The following is a 16116-nucleotide window of genomic DNA, read 5'->3' on the forward strand; positions in this document are numbered from 1 at the left end:
ATTCCCGTTCGGGGTTTTTCGCCTGTACATATTATCTATATTCGCGGCAAAGGGAACGATGAATACTTTTCAGGTACTGAAATATGGATTAGGATTAACAACAGATGGTTACCGTCAGCTTGCATTTATAAACAATTTTTTAAAACCCCTTGTTGCATTTCATTCGAAAAAATTAGGGTACGAATTGTCAGCGTCAGAAAAAAAGAAAGTTCTTTTCTACTATCCCATGTACACGATTTTAGGTTGTGCAGAAATGTACACAGCACTAAAAGGAAGAGGTCTGACCGCGGAGGAGCGAAAAAGACTGACGCTCGTAGCTGCGTGGGCAACACTTTGTGATGATTTAGTGGACGATCATAACTGGACAGAGGATGAAGTGTTTGATATAATTTTTAATAATCCTACAGAAAAAGGCTTACCGGGAAATGTAAAATTGCTGATAGCTCTAAACAATGAATTTCATAAAATATGGAAGGTTTCCAATAAATACATAGATCAACTTACAGTGGCGCTTAAGTGGCAGTCTGAGTCAGCGAAACAACTTGACCCTGCTATAACGCTGGATGAAATTGTAACCATATGCCGGGAAAAAAATGGAAACACATCTCTGATGTTTGCCACTTTACTTGATGAAGAGTGGACAGAAAAGGAACTGCAATTCATTTATCAGTCCGCGATTGTCGGGCAACTTACAAATGATGCTTTTGATATTTATAAAGATACTAAATCCGGAATTTACACTTATTTCAATAAAGCCACATCTATAAAAAACGTAAGAGGTTTTTTTCTTGAGGAATGTAAAAAACTTCATTCATTAGTCAGGGAATGTAACGCACCGGAAAGAAACAAAAAAAATACAATCAGGCGAATGTCGATCCTGCATGCATTTACCTTAACTGCCCTCGATCATTTACAAAAAACAGAAGACAAATTTGCCGCTCCTGTTGATTGGAAACACGTATCAAGACAAGATATGGTTACTGATATGGCTTTGAATAGCAACCGTTTTAAAACTGTAAGATATATGAAGTGGCTGGCCGAGCAGTAACACATTTGCTGGTTTTACAAGACAGCAGTATTTTGTAAGAAGCCTGAAAATTTAAATTGAAAAAATTAGTTCTTCCTGAAAGCCCATTTGCCTATTTCTCTCCATGTGGCTTTTTTCCCATACATGAGTATGCCCGTACGGTAGATCTTTGCGCTTACCCACGTTGTCAGTAAAAAACCAGCTACCAGCAACAGCATGCTCAATAGTAACTGCCAGTAAGGAACTGTTCCAGGCACGCCGAAGGGTATCCTTCCCATCATAACAATAGGAGAAAAGAAAGGAATAAGACTTGCCCAGGTGGCAAGACTTCCTGAAGGGTTAGTAATAGCATTCATCATTATAACTATAGAAACAATAATGGGCATAGTTATAGGAAGCTGAAGACTTTGCGCATCCTGTGCATCTTCGTTTACGGTACTGCCTACTGCGGCAAATAATGATGCATAAAAAAGATAGCCAAATAGAAAATAAAACAAAAAGCATCCAATTATTAAAAACCAGTTCGCCTCTGAGAGAGTTTCTTTAATGTCATTAAAACCCGTTGCAGCACCTGAGGCTGCATGCATACCCGATCCCGGCATTTGCTGGCTCGACTCCTGCGCCTGCTGCAAGGTTTCTTTAGACAAAAATGTTGTGGCAGCAGAAGTAAGTCCTATAATTAATATTATCCAAATTAGAAACTGTGTCAGGCCTACCGCCCCTATACCCACAATCTTTCCAATCATCAATTGAAATGGTTTTACCGAAGAAATAACCACCTCTGCTATACGATTTGTTTTTTCTTCTGAAACTCCACGCATCACCATCGTTCCATAAATAAGAAGTGTAATGTAAATCAGGAAGCCACTTCCGTACCCAATTCCATATGCAAGCTCGCTGTTTCCTTTCTTTACTTCAGTTCCCTCCTGGTATGTTTGGTTAATATGTGCTGAGCCTGCTTGCTTTCGGTCCGCCTCCAAATCTTTTGCATCTATGTGGTATTTAGAAGCCAGAAAATTATTTTCAACAGATTTATTAATTTTTTCTTCAAGATCTCCTTCAGCTACCATTCCAAATTGTTTCTTTGAAATTAGTTTGTAACCATTGTTAGAAGGGCCGGGTGTATAAAGAATAGCTGAATAACCTTTTGCGATATAATTATTGCTGTCAACATCCTTAGGAAAGGCAAACGTCAAAGCTTTTGTATTTTCTATCTGGCCATTTAGTAAATTTTCATGATCTATTACTGCTACTTTTTCGTGATCAATATTTTTTATAGAAATAACGGTAACGGTTGTTATTAAGCCTGCAAATAATAAAGGTGTAAGAATAGTTGAAAGAATAAATGTTTTATTACGAACCCTTGTCCAATATTCCCTTTGTATTATTAGTAATATTTTCTTCATACAATTTGTGTCAAAATTTTGTTGGAAACTTTACAAGTTATGCTGATACAGTTTGAAACTGCCTCGAAGTTTTTGTTCCTTCTACCAACCTGATAAAGACCTCATTCAATGAAGGCAAAATTTCATTAAAAGCTTCTACCTGACAATTTTCGTTTATAAAATATTGCAACACTTCGTTGCTTGTGCCGTTTTCATTTATTTTCAGGGTCAAATGGTTATCATTTCGTTTGACAACGTCAAACGAAGGATGGTTTATCGACATAGGCAGGCTGGCAAGTTGTATACGAAATAAGTTTTCTTTAAACTGTTGTTTAATGGTTTGTACACTTCCATCCAGTATTTTCTTTCCCTGGTTGATCAGAACAATATGATCGCAAATTTCCTCTACCTGTTCCATTCTATGTGTACTAAATATAATCGTGCTGCCTTTTTTTGCCAATTCAAAAATTTCGTCTTTTATAAGGTTGGCATTTACCGGGTCGAGGCCGCTAAATGGCTCATCAAGGATAATAAGTTTGGGTTCGTGTAAAACTGTAGTCACAAACTGAAGTTTTTGACTCATTCCTTTGCTAAGATCTTCTACTTTTTTATTCCACCAGCTTTCCATTCCAAGTCTTGTAAACCAAAACTTTATTTTATCCATTGCATCGCTTTTGCTCAACCCTTTGAGACGGGCCAGGTACAGCGCTTGTTCGCCAATTTTCATCTTTTTATACAATCCTCTTTCCTCCGGCATGTATCCGATATAAAGATTGTCGTTAAGGGGATCGAACTTTTTATCATTAAAAATAATTTCCCCGGCATCAGGATAAAAAATGCCGGTTATCATTCTCAAGAGAGTGGTTTTGCCAGCTCCATTAGGGCCTAACAGCCCAAAGATGCTTCCTTGTTCTATAGAAAAACTAACGTCATCAACGGCTTTTTGAGTAGCGTAATATTTTTTAAGATTGCTCAATTGAAGCAGGTGCATATATAAAAGCAGTTAAGGTGTTTCAAATGTAAGTTTAATCAAAGTCAGTTCAAATTTGTATTTATTATACATGCACAGAGTGCTTCTAAAATCGTTTAAAAGCATGAGGCTATCAGCTAACAAATTGGGTGTGATTAGCAAATAAAGTATTTGATAACCAAATTTACTTATTAAGTTCCAATACCCACATTGAGTTTCCTGGTATTGAAGTATTAGCATTCATTTGGTAAGTTCTTTTTCCGGTTACTGATCTTGCCATGTTAAAACCTTTAGTGCGCTCATCATATCTTGAGAAATCAATTTGCTTTTCTTCGTTATTAGTATTCATAATGCACATTATCGTCTGGTTATTGTCATAACGGAAATAGACATACAAGCCATCATCAGGAACATACTGTGTCATTTTACCGGTTTTAATGGCTGAAGAGGTCTTACGGAAATTTGCGAGAGACTTTGTAATACTTAATACTTCCTGTTGATCCGTCTGCAATCCTTCTCCTGTAAAAACACTTATTTTATCATTTTTCCAACCTCCGGGAAAATCTAAACGAACATTACCATCGTATGGATAAGAAAATCCTCTCATCAATATTTCAGTTCCGTAATACATCTGCGGAATTCCCCTGGAGGTTAATAACCATTGTATCCCTATTTTTTGTTTATCAGCACTTTCCCCTACCTGAGAAAAAAACCTGGTCATATCATGATTGTCAAGAAAAATAACATTGTTCATCGGGTTTTTATACAGGATGTCGTTGCTAAGTGTCTGGTACAAATTACTTACCCCGTTTTTCTCTTTTAAAGCAGGTTGTATACCATGAAACAGGGTTTGAAAATCAGTAACGCCGATAAGGTTACTTTTAAAAGAGGTATTAATATTGTTTTTTGTAAAATACGCTTCATTTACCGTTCCATCTACCCAAACCTCACCAAATTCTGTAATTTTCGGATACTCATCAGCCAGAGCCTGGTTACATCTGTTCATAAAATCAAGATCGCAATAAATGTACGTATCTATTCTCCAGCCATCTACCCCAAATTCTTCTACACAATAAATAGCGTGCTGAATGAGAAAATTTGCAACATAAGGATTCGATTGATTTAGATCAGGCATCTCATCGGTAAACCATCCATCCACTTGTTGTTTGCGGTCTCTTTTTGCAAAATAAGGATCAAAAAGCGTCTGGTCTTTATAGTTAGGCTTAGTAAATGTGGGCCATTGATGCAGCCAGTCTCTCAAAGGAGGATCTATAACGGTAAAATGCTTTATACCTACGTGATTGTATACCGCATCCTGTATCAACTTCATGCCACGTTTATGCAATGAATCACTCAATGCTTTATAGGCTTCCTCCCCGCCCAACCTGGGATCAATTTTATAATGATTGGTAAAAGCGTAACCATGTTCAGTGCGGTTAGGCATATCGTTTTCAAGTACAGGTGTCATCCAAAGTGTTGTAACACCCAGGTTTTGCAAATAATCCAAGTGATTAATAACCCCTTTCATGTCGCCTCCGTGTCTTAGATAAATAGAATCCCTGTTCAACGATTGGTCCCTCATTAGCGGAATGCGATCATTGCTTTCATCTCCATTACTAAAGCGGTCAGGCATTAATAAATAGATAAAATCAGAAGAAGTAACGCCCTGGGCAAATTTTATACCGTTGCCTTCTCTTCTTTTTTTAAGCTCGTAATTGACCACTAGCGGCTTTCCCGAAGTTTTTATAGTTATTTTAAAACTTCCTGGTTTCGCCTGCTGACTTATATTAAGATCGGCAAAAAGATAATTTTTACTTTCTACTTTATGTACTTTTCTGAGGGTAACTCCCGGATAATTTATAGTAACATCTCCACTTCCTTCTCCTATATCTGGAGAATGTATCATTAGCTGAACGCTCGGATTTTTCATTCCAGCCCACCAGTGGGTAGGGTAAACTTCTGCACTTTGGCCAAATATCCACACATAGCTGCCAATTGCAACTAGCAATAAAAAAACTTTTTTCATAAATTCTTATTCGTCGGCGTCTTTTACAAACACATTAAGCCAACCTGCTATTATCATCGATACACCACCAATAACAAGGGCGTAAATGCTTTGATCATTAAATAATATTCTTACAAAAAAACCGAGAATAGCAGCAGCTAAAATCTGAGGAATGACAATAAAGAAATTAAATACGCCCATATAAAATCCCATTTTATGGGCGGGAAGAGCACCTGCAAGAATCGCATAGGGCATGGTCAGGGTTGAAGACCAGGCGAGGCCGATACCGACCATTGGAAGCAAAAGCATCGTTTTATCTTGTATAAAAAGCATAGAAACAAGACCGAGACCGCCAATGATAAGGCAAATCATATGTGTATACTTTCGCCGGATTTTCAATGCCAGAAGAGGAAGAAGAAAAGCCGTAATTGCCGAAATAGCATTATAGACCATAAACATTACACCCACCCAATCACCTGCGTCCTGATAAGCTTTGGAAGTAGTGTCAGTAGAATGAAATGCATTTTGAGCAACTGCTGAAGTAGTGTATATCCACATAGAAAAAAATGCGAGCCATGTAAAGAACTGAACAATTGCCAGTTGCAGCATAGTCGGAGGCATGGTTGTGAAGCCGTTGGTAATTTCTGTAATAGCATTCACCATTCCTTTGCTTCGCATTTTTTCTTCACTCCATGACTGTATATCATCCGGAGGCATTTCTTTAGTAGAAAAAACAGTCCAGGAAACAGCACTAAAAAACACAAGACCACCAATATAAAACGAATACCTGACCGAGTCTGGTATTACTCCTTCCGGAGCAGTATTACTAATATTTAAAACATTGGTGAAAAAATAAGGGAGCAAAGAAGCAATGACCGCACCAACGCCAATAAAAAAGGTTTGCATAGCAAAACCTGTGGTTCGCTGGCGGCTGTTTAACTTATCACCAACAAAAGCACGGAATGGCTCCATAGAAATGTTGATGGAAGCATCAAGTACCCAAAGCAGCAAAGCAGCCATCCAGAGGGCTGTTGAATTGGGCATTGTAAACAAAGCGAGTGAAGCAAGTATAGATCCTATAAAAAAGAAAGGTCTTCGTCTTCCCCAATAGGGATGCCACGTGCGGTCGCTCAGATATCCAATTATTGGCTGCACCAGCAATCCTGTAAGCGGTGCCGCAATCCATAGAATCGGAATTTCATCCACCTTTGCTCCTAACGTCTGAAAAATCCGGCTAACATTTGCATTTTGTAAAGCAAAACCAAACTGTATTCCCAAAAAGCCAAAGCTCATATTGAAAATTTGGAAAAGCGTGAGATTGGGCTTGTTTTTACGGGCAGGAGCAACGGGATCTATAGTTACGAGGGCCATAGCAATTGTTAGCTGTTAATATGTAATAATTACATGCCTGATAAAAGTAACAAAAAAACATCCTTAAAAGGATGTTTTACATTATATTTTTAAAAATTTTATTCTCCGATTGTATAGCCGTCAGGAAGTACCGCATTCTTTTTTACTACTACAATTTCATCTTTCACTGTGTATAATTCGTGTTCAACATTTGCAATTTTGTTTCCACCTACAATTCTTACATCATTTCCAATGCGGCAATTCTTATCTATTATGGCATGTTCTATATGACATCTTTGACCAATGCCAACAGCAGGAATACCTTTTTCTTCATTAGTTAACAATTGATCCAACGTTTCAAAATAGTCATTACCCATAAGGTAGCTGTCTATTATTTCTGTCTCTGCTCCTATGCGGGACCTGATACCAATCACACTACCCTTTATTCGTCCTGCATGAATAATTGAACCTTCGGCAACGATAGATTTCTCGACATGGGTATCGGTAAATTTTGCCGGCGGAAGCATGCGGGCACGCGTGAAAATAGTGTTTGTATTGTCAAACAGGTTAAAAGGCGGAAGATCGTCGGTAAGGGCGAGATTAGCTTCGTAAAAAGAATAAATATTTCCAATATCTGTCCAATAACCTTCATACTGGTAGCTGGCCACTTTATATTTTCCAATAGATTCGGGGAGTATTTGTTTCCCGAAATCCGTTGAATCTTTCATGGTATCTTCCAATAATTCAAACAGTAATTTCCGGTTAAAAACATAAATACCCATTGAACCAAGGTAGATACGTCCCTGCGCTTTCATCTCCTCCCCCGTATCACTGACCCAGTCAGGAAGAAGTTCCTGCTTTGGCTTTTCAATGAAGGAAGTAATCATGTTATTCTTGTCGGCCTTTAGAATACCAAACTCACTAGCTTCACGCTTTGCTACCGGTATTGTTGCAATTGAAATATCGGCGCCAGTATCTTTATGATTATCCAGCATTTCACAAAAATCCATCTGGTACAACTGGTCGCCGCTCAAAATAAGAACATATTCAAAATCGAAAGTTTGCAGGTGACGAAGAGATTGCCGAACTGCATCGGCTGTTCCCTGGTACCAACTGGGGTTATCAGGTGTTTGCTCTGCAGCAAGGATATCAACAAAACCACTGCTAAACGCACTGAAATGATATGTATTTTTTATGTGCCTGTTTAAGGAAGCAGAGTTATATTGTGTAAGTACAAACATGCGGCTAATGCTACTGTTTATACAATTACTAATGGGTATGTCTACCAAACGGTACTTACCTGCGATAGGTACGGCTGGCTTACTGCGACTTGCTGTAAGGGGATGCAATCTTGTTCCGGCTCCGCCGCCAAGTATAACTGCTACTACTGATTTTGAATGGTTAAGCATATTTGGGATCGTTAGTTTTAAGTTATTAATTGTTAAGTTAAAAATGGGTTATTATAAGCTTTGGTAAACCTCTAAATAATGTTTGGCACTGCTGTCCCAGCTATTGTCTACCTGCATCATTCGCGAACGCATTAGGTCAAGTTTGTCGCGCTCTTTAAATACATCCACTGCACGGTTAACAGAGTGGATTATATCGCCGACTGAGGCATGAATAAACCGAATACCGTAACCTCCTTCATCTCCCATGTCGATTACAGTATCACGAAGACCTCCTGTACTTCTTACCATCGGCACCGTCCCGTACCGCATAGCATACATTTGATTTAAACCACAAGGTTCCACTCTACTTGGCATTAATAAAAAATCTGCGCCAGCATACATTTGATGACTTAACTTCTCATTGTAGCCTATCATAACGTTATAATTACCCGGAAATTCTGCTACAAGGTTATTTAATCTCCACTCTACATCACCCTCTCCACTTCCAAGAATAAGAAAACAAACATTTTTTTGGGTACTGTAAATAGAAGCGAGAATGCTATCTGGCAATACATCTGCCGCCTTTTCTCCTACAAGCCGGCCAATAAAAACAATTAAGGGTTTGGTTACATCAAGATTGAACTGATCGCAAAGTATTTGCTTATTTTCTTCTTTTCCTCTTGCAACGTCTTCTAAAGAAAAGTTTTGAGTAATGTAAGTATCAGTTGCAGGATTCCACACATCTGTATCAATACCGTTGAGAATACCAAGGCATTTACCTCTTTCATACTCAAACAGATTTTCCAATCCCCTGGCCGAATGCCGCAACTCTTCTAAATAGCTCGGACTTACCGTAGTTACCTTATCAGAACACTTTATACCACTGGCCAGAGCATTAATGTTATTCTTCCACTCGAGCATTCCATGTTTCCAACTGTCAAATGAAGGTATATAATATTTCTTGTCCATTCCCAGCCACCCCTGGTATTCAGCATTATGAATGGTTAATATCGTTTTAACTGAACCTAAAGAATAAAGGAAATCATAACAATATTTCATCATAAAAGGTACAAGTCCGGCCTGGTGATCGTGGCAATGTACAATATCAGGTTTGTATGCCCAGTGATTTAACCAGTCAACTACCGCAATCTGAAATGCAATGAATCTTTCATTATCATCATCGTAACCGTAAATTCTCTCCCTGTCTAATAAACCATAAATATCTACAAGATAAAGATCGAACCCGAGTTTGTTGGTACGTTCTTTAATAATAGTATAATCAAAATGACGGTGACCCAAATGATGATGACCTTTAAAGTCTACATCCCATTCATTTTCGTTTAAAAATTTAGTACGATACATAGGCATAACTACCCTAGCCGTGTGTCCGAGTTTGTTTTGATATTTGGGTAACGCCCCAACTACATCACCTAAGCCGCCTGCTTTAGCTACCGGATAACATTCTGCACTAATATGTAAGATTTCCATTGACAATTAATATGCGTTCAAAGTAAGCAACATTTTGGGATTAACAAATAATTAAATGAAAATTTTGCAGATAAAAAAAATCTGCTACTTTCATAATTCAAAAACAAATGATATGGCCGGCGCAACTGTGAATATGCCCTCTTCACAAAATATTCAATCACAAGGAATTCCAACAAATTACGGAGCTCTCGGTACGCTTGTTACCGTCTTTTTTTTCTGGGGATTCATAGCTGCTGGCAACAGCGTTTTTATTCCCTTCTGCAAACATTATTTTAACCTTGATCAATTTCAAAGTCAGTTAATTGATTTTGCTTTTTATGGTGCCTATTACCTTGGCGCATTGGCTTTTTTTGCCTATGGTTCCTTTGGCGGTAAAGACCTTGTAGGAAAGTGGGGTTATAAACGAAGTATAGTATATGGGTTGTTATTTTCGGCCTTAGGCGCTGTTGCTATGATCGTTGCGGTAAATGCGAACACTTTTACGGGTATGCTTGTTGGTCTGTTTATAGTAGCCCTAGGATTTTCACTGCAGCAAACTGCAGCACAGCCTTTTGCGATTACGTTAGGTGATCCCTCAACCGGTACAAGCCGCGTAAATCTTGGGGGAGGTATAAACTCTTTTGGAACAATGATAGGCCCCATCATTGTTGCCCTTGCGTTGTTTGGTACCACAGCGGCACTCACAGAAGAGCAGATCGCTGCATTAACGCTTGATAAAGTAATTATCCTGTATGCCTGTGTAGGTGTATTATTCATATTTGCTGCAGCTTTGTTTTATTTTTCTAAAAAAGTTCCTTCAGGCATTTTAATAGAAAAAACAGAAAAAGCTAACAAAGCATTGTTCACACTTCTAATACTAACCGGCTTATTGATTATAATGTTTGCACCAGTTTTCAACAGCTATAAAACAGACCTTACCAACGCAACTGCTGAGGTAAAACACAATATGGAAACTTATAGAATGAAATGGCTGTCAGGTGCATTCGCCGTGGTGGTCATAAGCTTACTGTTTGCTAATATGAGCGCGAGAAAATCACCGGAAGGATGGGGAGCAATGCAGTATCCGCAACTTGTTTTAGGCATGCTTGCTCTGTTTTTATATGTAGGTTCAGAAGTAACAATAGTTAGTAACCTCAGCGAACTTTTAAGACAACCTGATTTTGGAAATTTTCAATCATCCCAGGTTGCGCCCTTTATTTCAATGTATTGGGGTAGCCTTATGATTGGAAGATGGGCTGGATCTATTACGGTTTTTAATCTTTCAAAATCAACAAACAAAATATTGCTTGGTGTTGTTCCAGTCCTTGCTTTTGGAATCGTAATAGGAGTAAATACAATTGCTCAAAATGATATGCGCCCTTTGTATTTGTATATTATTTGTGTGTTGGTACAAATTGCAGCATTTTATTTAAGTAAAGACAAACCAGCAAGAACTCTTTTAATTTTTAGTGTGCTGGGCGCTGCCGCTACGATGATTGGTGTATTATCAACCGGAACAATTGCTACCTATGCTTTTTTAAGCGGGGGGTTGTTTTGCTCTATAATGTGGCCGTGTATATTCAGCCTGTCCGTTACCGGGTTGGGAAAATACACAAGCCAGGGTTCGGCTTTTTTAATTATGATGATTTTAGGCGGAGGAATCATACCACCCCTGCAGGGAAAACTTGCTGATTACCTTCAATCTAAAAGCGATGTACCGGGTATCGGAATTCATCAATCTTACTGGATACCGGTGGTTTGTTTTGCGTATCTTGCAGTGTTCGCGTTTGTAGTAAAAGGCATATTAAGAAAACAGGGAATAGATTATGAAACTGTCACCGATGAAGCTAATTCTATCCCAGTTTCAGCAGAAGTTGCCTAGATACTTTTTTTTAATTTCTTTTGCGTTTAAATCAATTCAATTAATCAAATTTCAATAGAAACAAGTTTCTTTTATGGTAGTACCAACCACACACCAGTTTGCTTTAGGAATAGACATTGGTGGAACAAATACCATTTTTGGTATTGTAGATTCGCGGGGAGAAATCAAATACCGCGGTGCATTATCAACTAATAAATATGATAATGTAACCGATTATGTAGATGCATTGTATGAAGCAGTAAGACCTGCTCTTGACCTTATAAACGGAGATGAGCTAATAAGAGGAATTGGAATAGGAGCGCCGAATGGCAACTATTATAACGGTACTATTGAATATGCTCCCAACTTAAAATGGAAAGGAATCATTCCTTTTGCTGACCTGGTAACTGCCAAATTTGGTTTGCCTGCTGCCCTTACCAACGATGCCAATGCTGCGGCGGTAGGTGAAATGATGTATGGTGCTGCAAGAGGCATGAAGGATTTTATAATGATAACCTTAGGTACAGGTGTTGGAAGTGGCATAGTTGCAAACGGGCAGGTCATTTATGGCCACGATGGATTTGCGGGAGAATTGGGTCATACTATTATTATACCCAATGGCCGGCTACACAAGGGAACAGGTATGCGCGGCTCTCTCGAAACTTACGCCTCGGCTACCGGAGTAAAAATGACAGCACTTGAAATGCTGGAAAGTCATCCTAACGAACCTAGCCTTCTACGTAACTATAAAGAAGACGAAATAGACAGCCGCGTTGTGTATGAATGTGCAATACTTGGAGATAAAATAGCCAACGAAGTCTACAAGTTTACGGGTGAAATACTTGGTAAAGCTTTGGCGAATTTTATCATGTTTTCCTCCCCTGAAGCAATTATATTGTTTGGAGGATTGTGCAAAGCAGGCGACTTACTTACAAATCCTACGCTTGAACATATGGAAGCAAATGTGCTCCCTATCTATCAAAATAAGGTGAAATTGATTTTTAGCGAATTAAAAGAAGCCGACGCCGCTATTTTAGGTGCTTCGGCGCTTGTTTGGGAATCTAAAAAGCCTTCCTGAAAATAAAAATAATGAGGGCCTTCAGAATATCGCAGGTCCTCATTATCCTTACGTCTTTTTGCCTGGAAAACTTTCACAGTAGCTGGAACAGTCCAACGGAGCGTCGCAACAGAAGTTTAATAGATGTTTCTATAGCTGGTTTACAAAAAGTCAGAGTAATAAAAGGAACTTACATTTCTACAACTTCCTCAGATTTAATCACTTCCTTATGCATCATTTTTAGAAATCGATACATCTCCGCCATATTTTTAATATCCTCAACAACCAATAAGAACAATTTGCCTGCTTGTTTAAGTTTTGCTTTGTTTGTCCCGGTTTGTAAATAACCAAGAATATTTTTAAAAATATCTGATTCGAAATAGGGAGAATCCGGACGATTAATAAAGTAGCAGCGTAGTGTGTTGTCTTTTAAAGTCATTTTTTCAAAGCCCAGCTCTACGCCTATTTTACGGCAACGAACCGTTGTAAATAAATCTTCAACAGGTTGAGGTATTTGACCAAACCTGTCCAGCAACTCAGTTTTGAATTCATCGAGCTCTTTGTCAGTATCGCAATTATCTAATCGTGTATAAAGAGACAAACGTTCAGTTATGCTATCAACATAAGCATCAGGAATTAAAATTTCAAGATCGGTATCAATCGTGCAATCTGATACATATTCATCCTGTTTTAGAATCTCTTCTTTAAATAAGTCTTTGAATTTGCTTCGTTTTAACTCCCTGATTGCCTCGTTCAAAATCTTCTGATACATCTCAAAGCCAATCTCTGCCATAAAACCTGTCTGTTCACCACCTAGCATATTTCCTGCACCACGAATATCGAGGTCGCGCATTGCAATCTGGAAGCCGCTGCCCAACTCGCTGTGTTGCTCCAATGTTTGCAACCGTTTGCGGCTGTCAGTAGGTAGAGTACTTAACGAAGGAGCGAGCAAATAACAAAAAGCTTTTTTGTTGCTGCGCCCGACTCTTCCCCGCAACTGGTGCAAATCGCTCAATCCAAAATGGTGGGCATTATTTACGATTATTGTATTTACGTTTGGAATGTCAACTCCACTTTCGACAATATTGGTGCAAACCAACACGTCATATTTTTTGTCGATAAAATCCAGAATTCTCTCTTCCAGTTCATGTCCTTCCAACTGGCCGTGTGCATATCCAATACTTAAATCCGGGCATAACCCCTGTATTAAACCTGCCATTTCTTGCAGACCTTGTACCCTGTTATGAATGAAGAATACCTGTCCTCCTCTTTCGGTCTCATAGTATATAGCATCACGAATGAAGTCTTCATTAAAAACGTGCAGCTCCGTTTGTATCGGCTGGCGATTAGGGGGAGGTGTATTAATGATGCTTAAGTCTCTCGCTCCCATCAAGCTAAACTGCAACGTACGGGGAATCGGTGTTGCCGTTAACGTTAAGCAGTCAACATTGGTTTTTAAGGTCTTAAGTTTTTCTTTAGCTCCCACTCCAAACTTTTGTTCCTCGTCAATCACCATTATTCCCAAATCTTTAAAATGAACTTCCTTACCAAGCAGGGAGTGGGTACCGATAATGATATCAACTTTACCTTCCTGTAATTTTTGAAGGGTTTCTTTTTTCTCTTTTGAGGATTTAAAACGATTTACAAAATCTACTGTGACAGGAAAATCTTTTAAACGGTCTTTAAAAGTCTTATAGTGTTGAAAAGCAAGAATAGTTGTCGGAACGAGGACTGCTGCCTGTTTTCCATCTATCACTGCCTTGAATGCGGCACGAACGGCAACCTCCGTTTTACCAAAGCCAACATCTCCACAGACTAACCTGTCCATTGGCGAAGGACTTTCCATGTCTTTTTTTACATCGGCTGTTGCCTTGCTCTGGTCAGGAGTGTCTTCATATATAAACGAAGCCTCCAGTTCGGTTTGCATATAGTTATCAGGGCTAAATGCAAAACCCTGTTGTGCTTTTCTTTCAGCGTATAGTTGTATAAGGTCAAACGCAATTTCCTTAACTTTTGTTTTGGTCTTTTCCTTCAGTTTTTGCCACGCATCGCTGCCGATCTTGTTAACCTTAGGCACGCTTCCTTCTTTACCTGTGTATTTACTTATTTTATGAAGGGAGTTAATGTTTACATACAGAATATCATTGTCTTTATATATGATTCTTACTGCTTCCTGTAAACGACCATTTACTTCAATTTTTTGCAATCCGCTGTAAGTGCCTACGCCGTGGTCAATGTGGGTAACATAATCTCCTGGTTGTAACTCGCGAAGAGTACGTAGCGTAAGAGCTTTATTTTTATTATAGGCCTGCTTAACCTTGTATTTGTGGTATCGTTGAAAAACCTGGTGATCAGTATAGCAAACTACTTTTAGATCTTCATCAATAAAACCACGATGGATATCATTTGCAAGTGGTGTAAATGTTATTTCAGCTTTCAGATCTTCAAAAATGCTGTGAAGCCTTTCAAGCTGTTTAGGATTTTCTGCAAAAATAAACAGCTCGAATCCTTTCTTTTCCCATTGCTTCAGATCTTTGATTAAAAGATCGAATTGACGGTTAAACGATGGTTGTTCTTTTGTGTTGAACTCGATTTCAAAACTATTATTGAAACTGGGTCTTTCAAATTCCACAATGTGCCTGGTTGCAAGCTGCTGCTCTATTACGCTAGCTTTTACAAAATCTTCAAGACTTACATTTTTAAGAACTTTAGTATCATCATCTTCTTCAACCTGCTGAGTTTTACCTGCACTTTCTTTTTGCAATTCAACAAAAAAATCAAGATCTTCTTCCTGTATTAAAATTCTTTCCTTTGCAAATTGCCAATCCTGAGTCCAGACAACTGTATTTTCAGGCAAAAATTCTAACAGTGATACTTTCTCACCGCTATCAAATTGAGTATCAACATTAGGAATAATGCTTACCTGCATCAGCTTTCTTTCGCTCAGCTGCGTTTCAGGATCAAAAATTCTAATACTGTCAACATCGTTACCAAAAAGTTCAACGCGATAAGGCTTTTCATTGCCGAAAGAATAAATATCCAAAATACCTCCACGCAAAGCAAACTGACCCGGTTCGTAAACAAAGTCTGTTCGTTCAAAGCCATACATCACAAACAACTCCATCAACCCATCTAAGTTTATGGTATCATTTGTTTTAATCTGGATAATATTGCCCGAAAGGGTCTTTGGAAGAACAACTTTTTCAAACAATGCTTCAGGATGGGTTACGATCAGCTTTTTATTTCCTCCATTTGATAACCTCGTTAACATTTCTGCACGAAGCATAACATGGCTGCTGTTAAGCAGCTTAAAATTCTTCCTGTTTTTAAAAGAAGAAGGAAAATAAAAAAGGTCGAGTGCGCTAGTAAGGCTTTCTAATGTGTTATGAAAATAAGCGGCTTCCTCAGCGTCATTTAAAATAATAAGATGATTTAATCCTTCCGTTGCTTTATGATTGAAAATAGCAGAAACAGTAAATTCAATACTGCTCCCATGAAGGTTTTTTAAATGGATATGCTGAGGTTCGGAAAAAGTTAGCCTGTCCGCCAACTGAAAAAGGCGGGGGTTATTTTGAAATTTATCGGTTAAATGCTGCAGGTTCATTC

10 protein-coding genes are annotated in these 16116 nt (G+C 38.5%); 3 read left to right on the forward strand and 7 right to left on the reverse strand.

Annotation, left to right across the window (positions count from 1 at the left end; all coding sequences use genetic code 11):
- The first annotated feature begins 58 nt into the window (after positions 1-58).
- Positions 59-1048, forward strand: a complete 990-nt coding sequence (locus B154_RS0102995) for a class 1 isoprenoid biosynthesis enzyme (protein WP_018611774.1) — start codon at positions 59-61, stop codon at positions 1046-1048.
- Between the two features lie 65 nt (positions 1049-1113).
- On the opposite strand, the gene B154_RS0103000 is transcribed toward B154_RS0102995, so the two are convergent.
- From B154_RS0103000 to B154_RS0103025, 6 genes are all read right to left on the reverse strand, one after another.
- A complete protein-coding gene (locus tag B154_RS0103000) occupies positions 1114-2433 on the reverse strand; it encodes an ABC transporter permease (protein ID WP_018611777.1) in 1320 nt (439 codons plus the stop codon).
- A 37-nt stretch (positions 2434-2470) separates the two neighbouring features.
- Positions 2471-3403, reverse strand: coding sequence for an ABC transporter ATP-binding protein (locus B154_RS0103005; protein ID WP_018611779.1), 933 nt, complete (start codon positions 3401-3403; stop codon positions 2471-2473).
- A gap of 163 nt (positions 3404-3566) precedes the next feature.
- Positions 3567-5408 (reverse strand): alpha-amylase family glycosyl hydrolase, encoded by a 1842-nt coding sequence (locus B154_RS0103010; protein ID WP_018611781.1) that lies wholly within the window; start codon positions 5406-5408, stop codon positions 3567-3569.
- A gap of 6 nt (positions 5409-5414) precedes the next feature.
- The gene (locus tag B154_RS0103015; protein ID WP_018611782.1) at positions 5415-6758 is read right to left on the reverse strand and encodes an MFS transporter; all 1344 of its coding nucleotides are present in this window, start codon (positions 6756-6758) and stop codon (positions 5415-5417) included.
- Between the two features lie 98 nt (positions 6759-6856).
- A complete protein-coding gene (locus tag B154_RS0103020; RefSeq protein WP_018611784.1) occupies positions 6857-8146 on the reverse strand; it encodes a glucose-1-phosphate adenylyltransferase in 1290 nt (429 codons plus the stop codon).
- A 51-nt stretch (positions 8147-8197) separates the two neighbouring features.
- Complete coding sequence (locus tag B154_RS0103025; RefSeq protein WP_018611786.1) at positions 8198-9613, reverse strand: glycogen synthase; 1416 nt, start codon at positions 9611-9613, stop codon at positions 8198-8200.
- Between the two features lie 112 nt (positions 9614-9725).
- Here B154_RS0103025 and B154_RS27555 point away from each other — a divergent pair, with 112 nt between their 5' ends.
- A complete protein-coding gene (locus B154_RS27555) occupies positions 9726-11474 on the forward strand; it encodes an MFS transporter (RefSeq protein ID WP_245542540.1) in 1749 nt (582 codons plus the stop codon).
- Between the two features lie 73 nt (positions 11475-11547).
- Positions 11548-12531 carry an ROK family protein gene (locus tag B154_RS0103035; RefSeq protein ID WP_018611790.1) on the forward strand — a complete coding sequence of 328 codons (984 nt, stop codon included), beginning with the start codon at positions 11548-11550 and terminating at the stop codon, positions 12529-12531.
- A gap of 169 nt (positions 12532-12700) precedes the next feature.
- On the opposite strand, the gene mfd is transcribed toward B154_RS0103035, so the two are convergent.
- Entirely contained in the window at positions 12701-16114 is a 3414-nt protein-coding gene (mfd, locus tag B154_RS0103040) for a transcription-repair coupling factor (RefSeq protein ID WP_018611792.1), read from the reverse strand.
- Positions 16115-16116 lie beyond the last annotated feature (2 nt).

The sequence above is a fragment of the Segetibacter koreensis DSM 18137 genome (genome assembly GCF_000374045.1).
Lineage (GTDB): Bacteria > Bacteroidota > Bacteroidia > Chitinophagales > Chitinophagaceae > Segetibacter > Segetibacter koreensis.

Coding starts and splice junctions, on each gene's coding strand:
- B154_RS0103005 (WP_018611779.1), bottom strand. CDS start 3,403: ATGCACCTGCTTCAATTGAGCAATCTTAAAAAATATTACGCTACTCAA.
- B154_RS27555 (WP_245542540.1), top strand. CDS start 9,726: ATGGCCGGCGCAACTGTGAATATGCCCTCTTCACAAAATATTCAATCA.
- B154_RS0103020 (WP_018611784.1), bottom strand. CDS start 8,146: ATGCTTAACCATTCAAAATCAGTAGTAGCAGTTATACTTGGCGGCGGA.
- B154_RS0103025 (WP_018611786.1), bottom strand. CDS start 9,613: ATGGAAATCTTACATATTAGTGCAGAATGTTATCCGGTAGCTAAAGCA.
- B154_RS0103035 (WP_018611790.1), top strand. CDS start 11,548: ATGGTAGTACCAACCACACACCAGTTTGCTTTAGGAATAGACATTGGT.
- B154_RS0102995 (WP_018611774.1), top strand. CDS start 59: ATGAATACTTTTCAGGTACTGAAATATGGATTAGGATTAACAACAGAT.
- B154_RS0103015 (WP_018611782.1), bottom strand. CDS start 6,758: ATGGCCCTCGTAACTATAGATCCCGTTGCTCCTGCCCGTAAAAACAAG.
- mfd (WP_018611792.1), bottom strand. CDS start 16,114: ATGAACCTGCAGCATTTAACCGATAAATTTCAAAATAACCCCCGCCTT.
- B154_RS0103010 (WP_018611781.1), bottom strand. CDS start 5,408: ATGAAAAAAGTTTTTTTATTGCTAGTTGCAATTGGCAGCTATGTGTGG.
- B154_RS0103000 (WP_018611777.1), bottom strand. CDS start 2,433: ATGAAGAAAATATTACTAATAATACAAAGGGAATATTGGACAAGGGTT.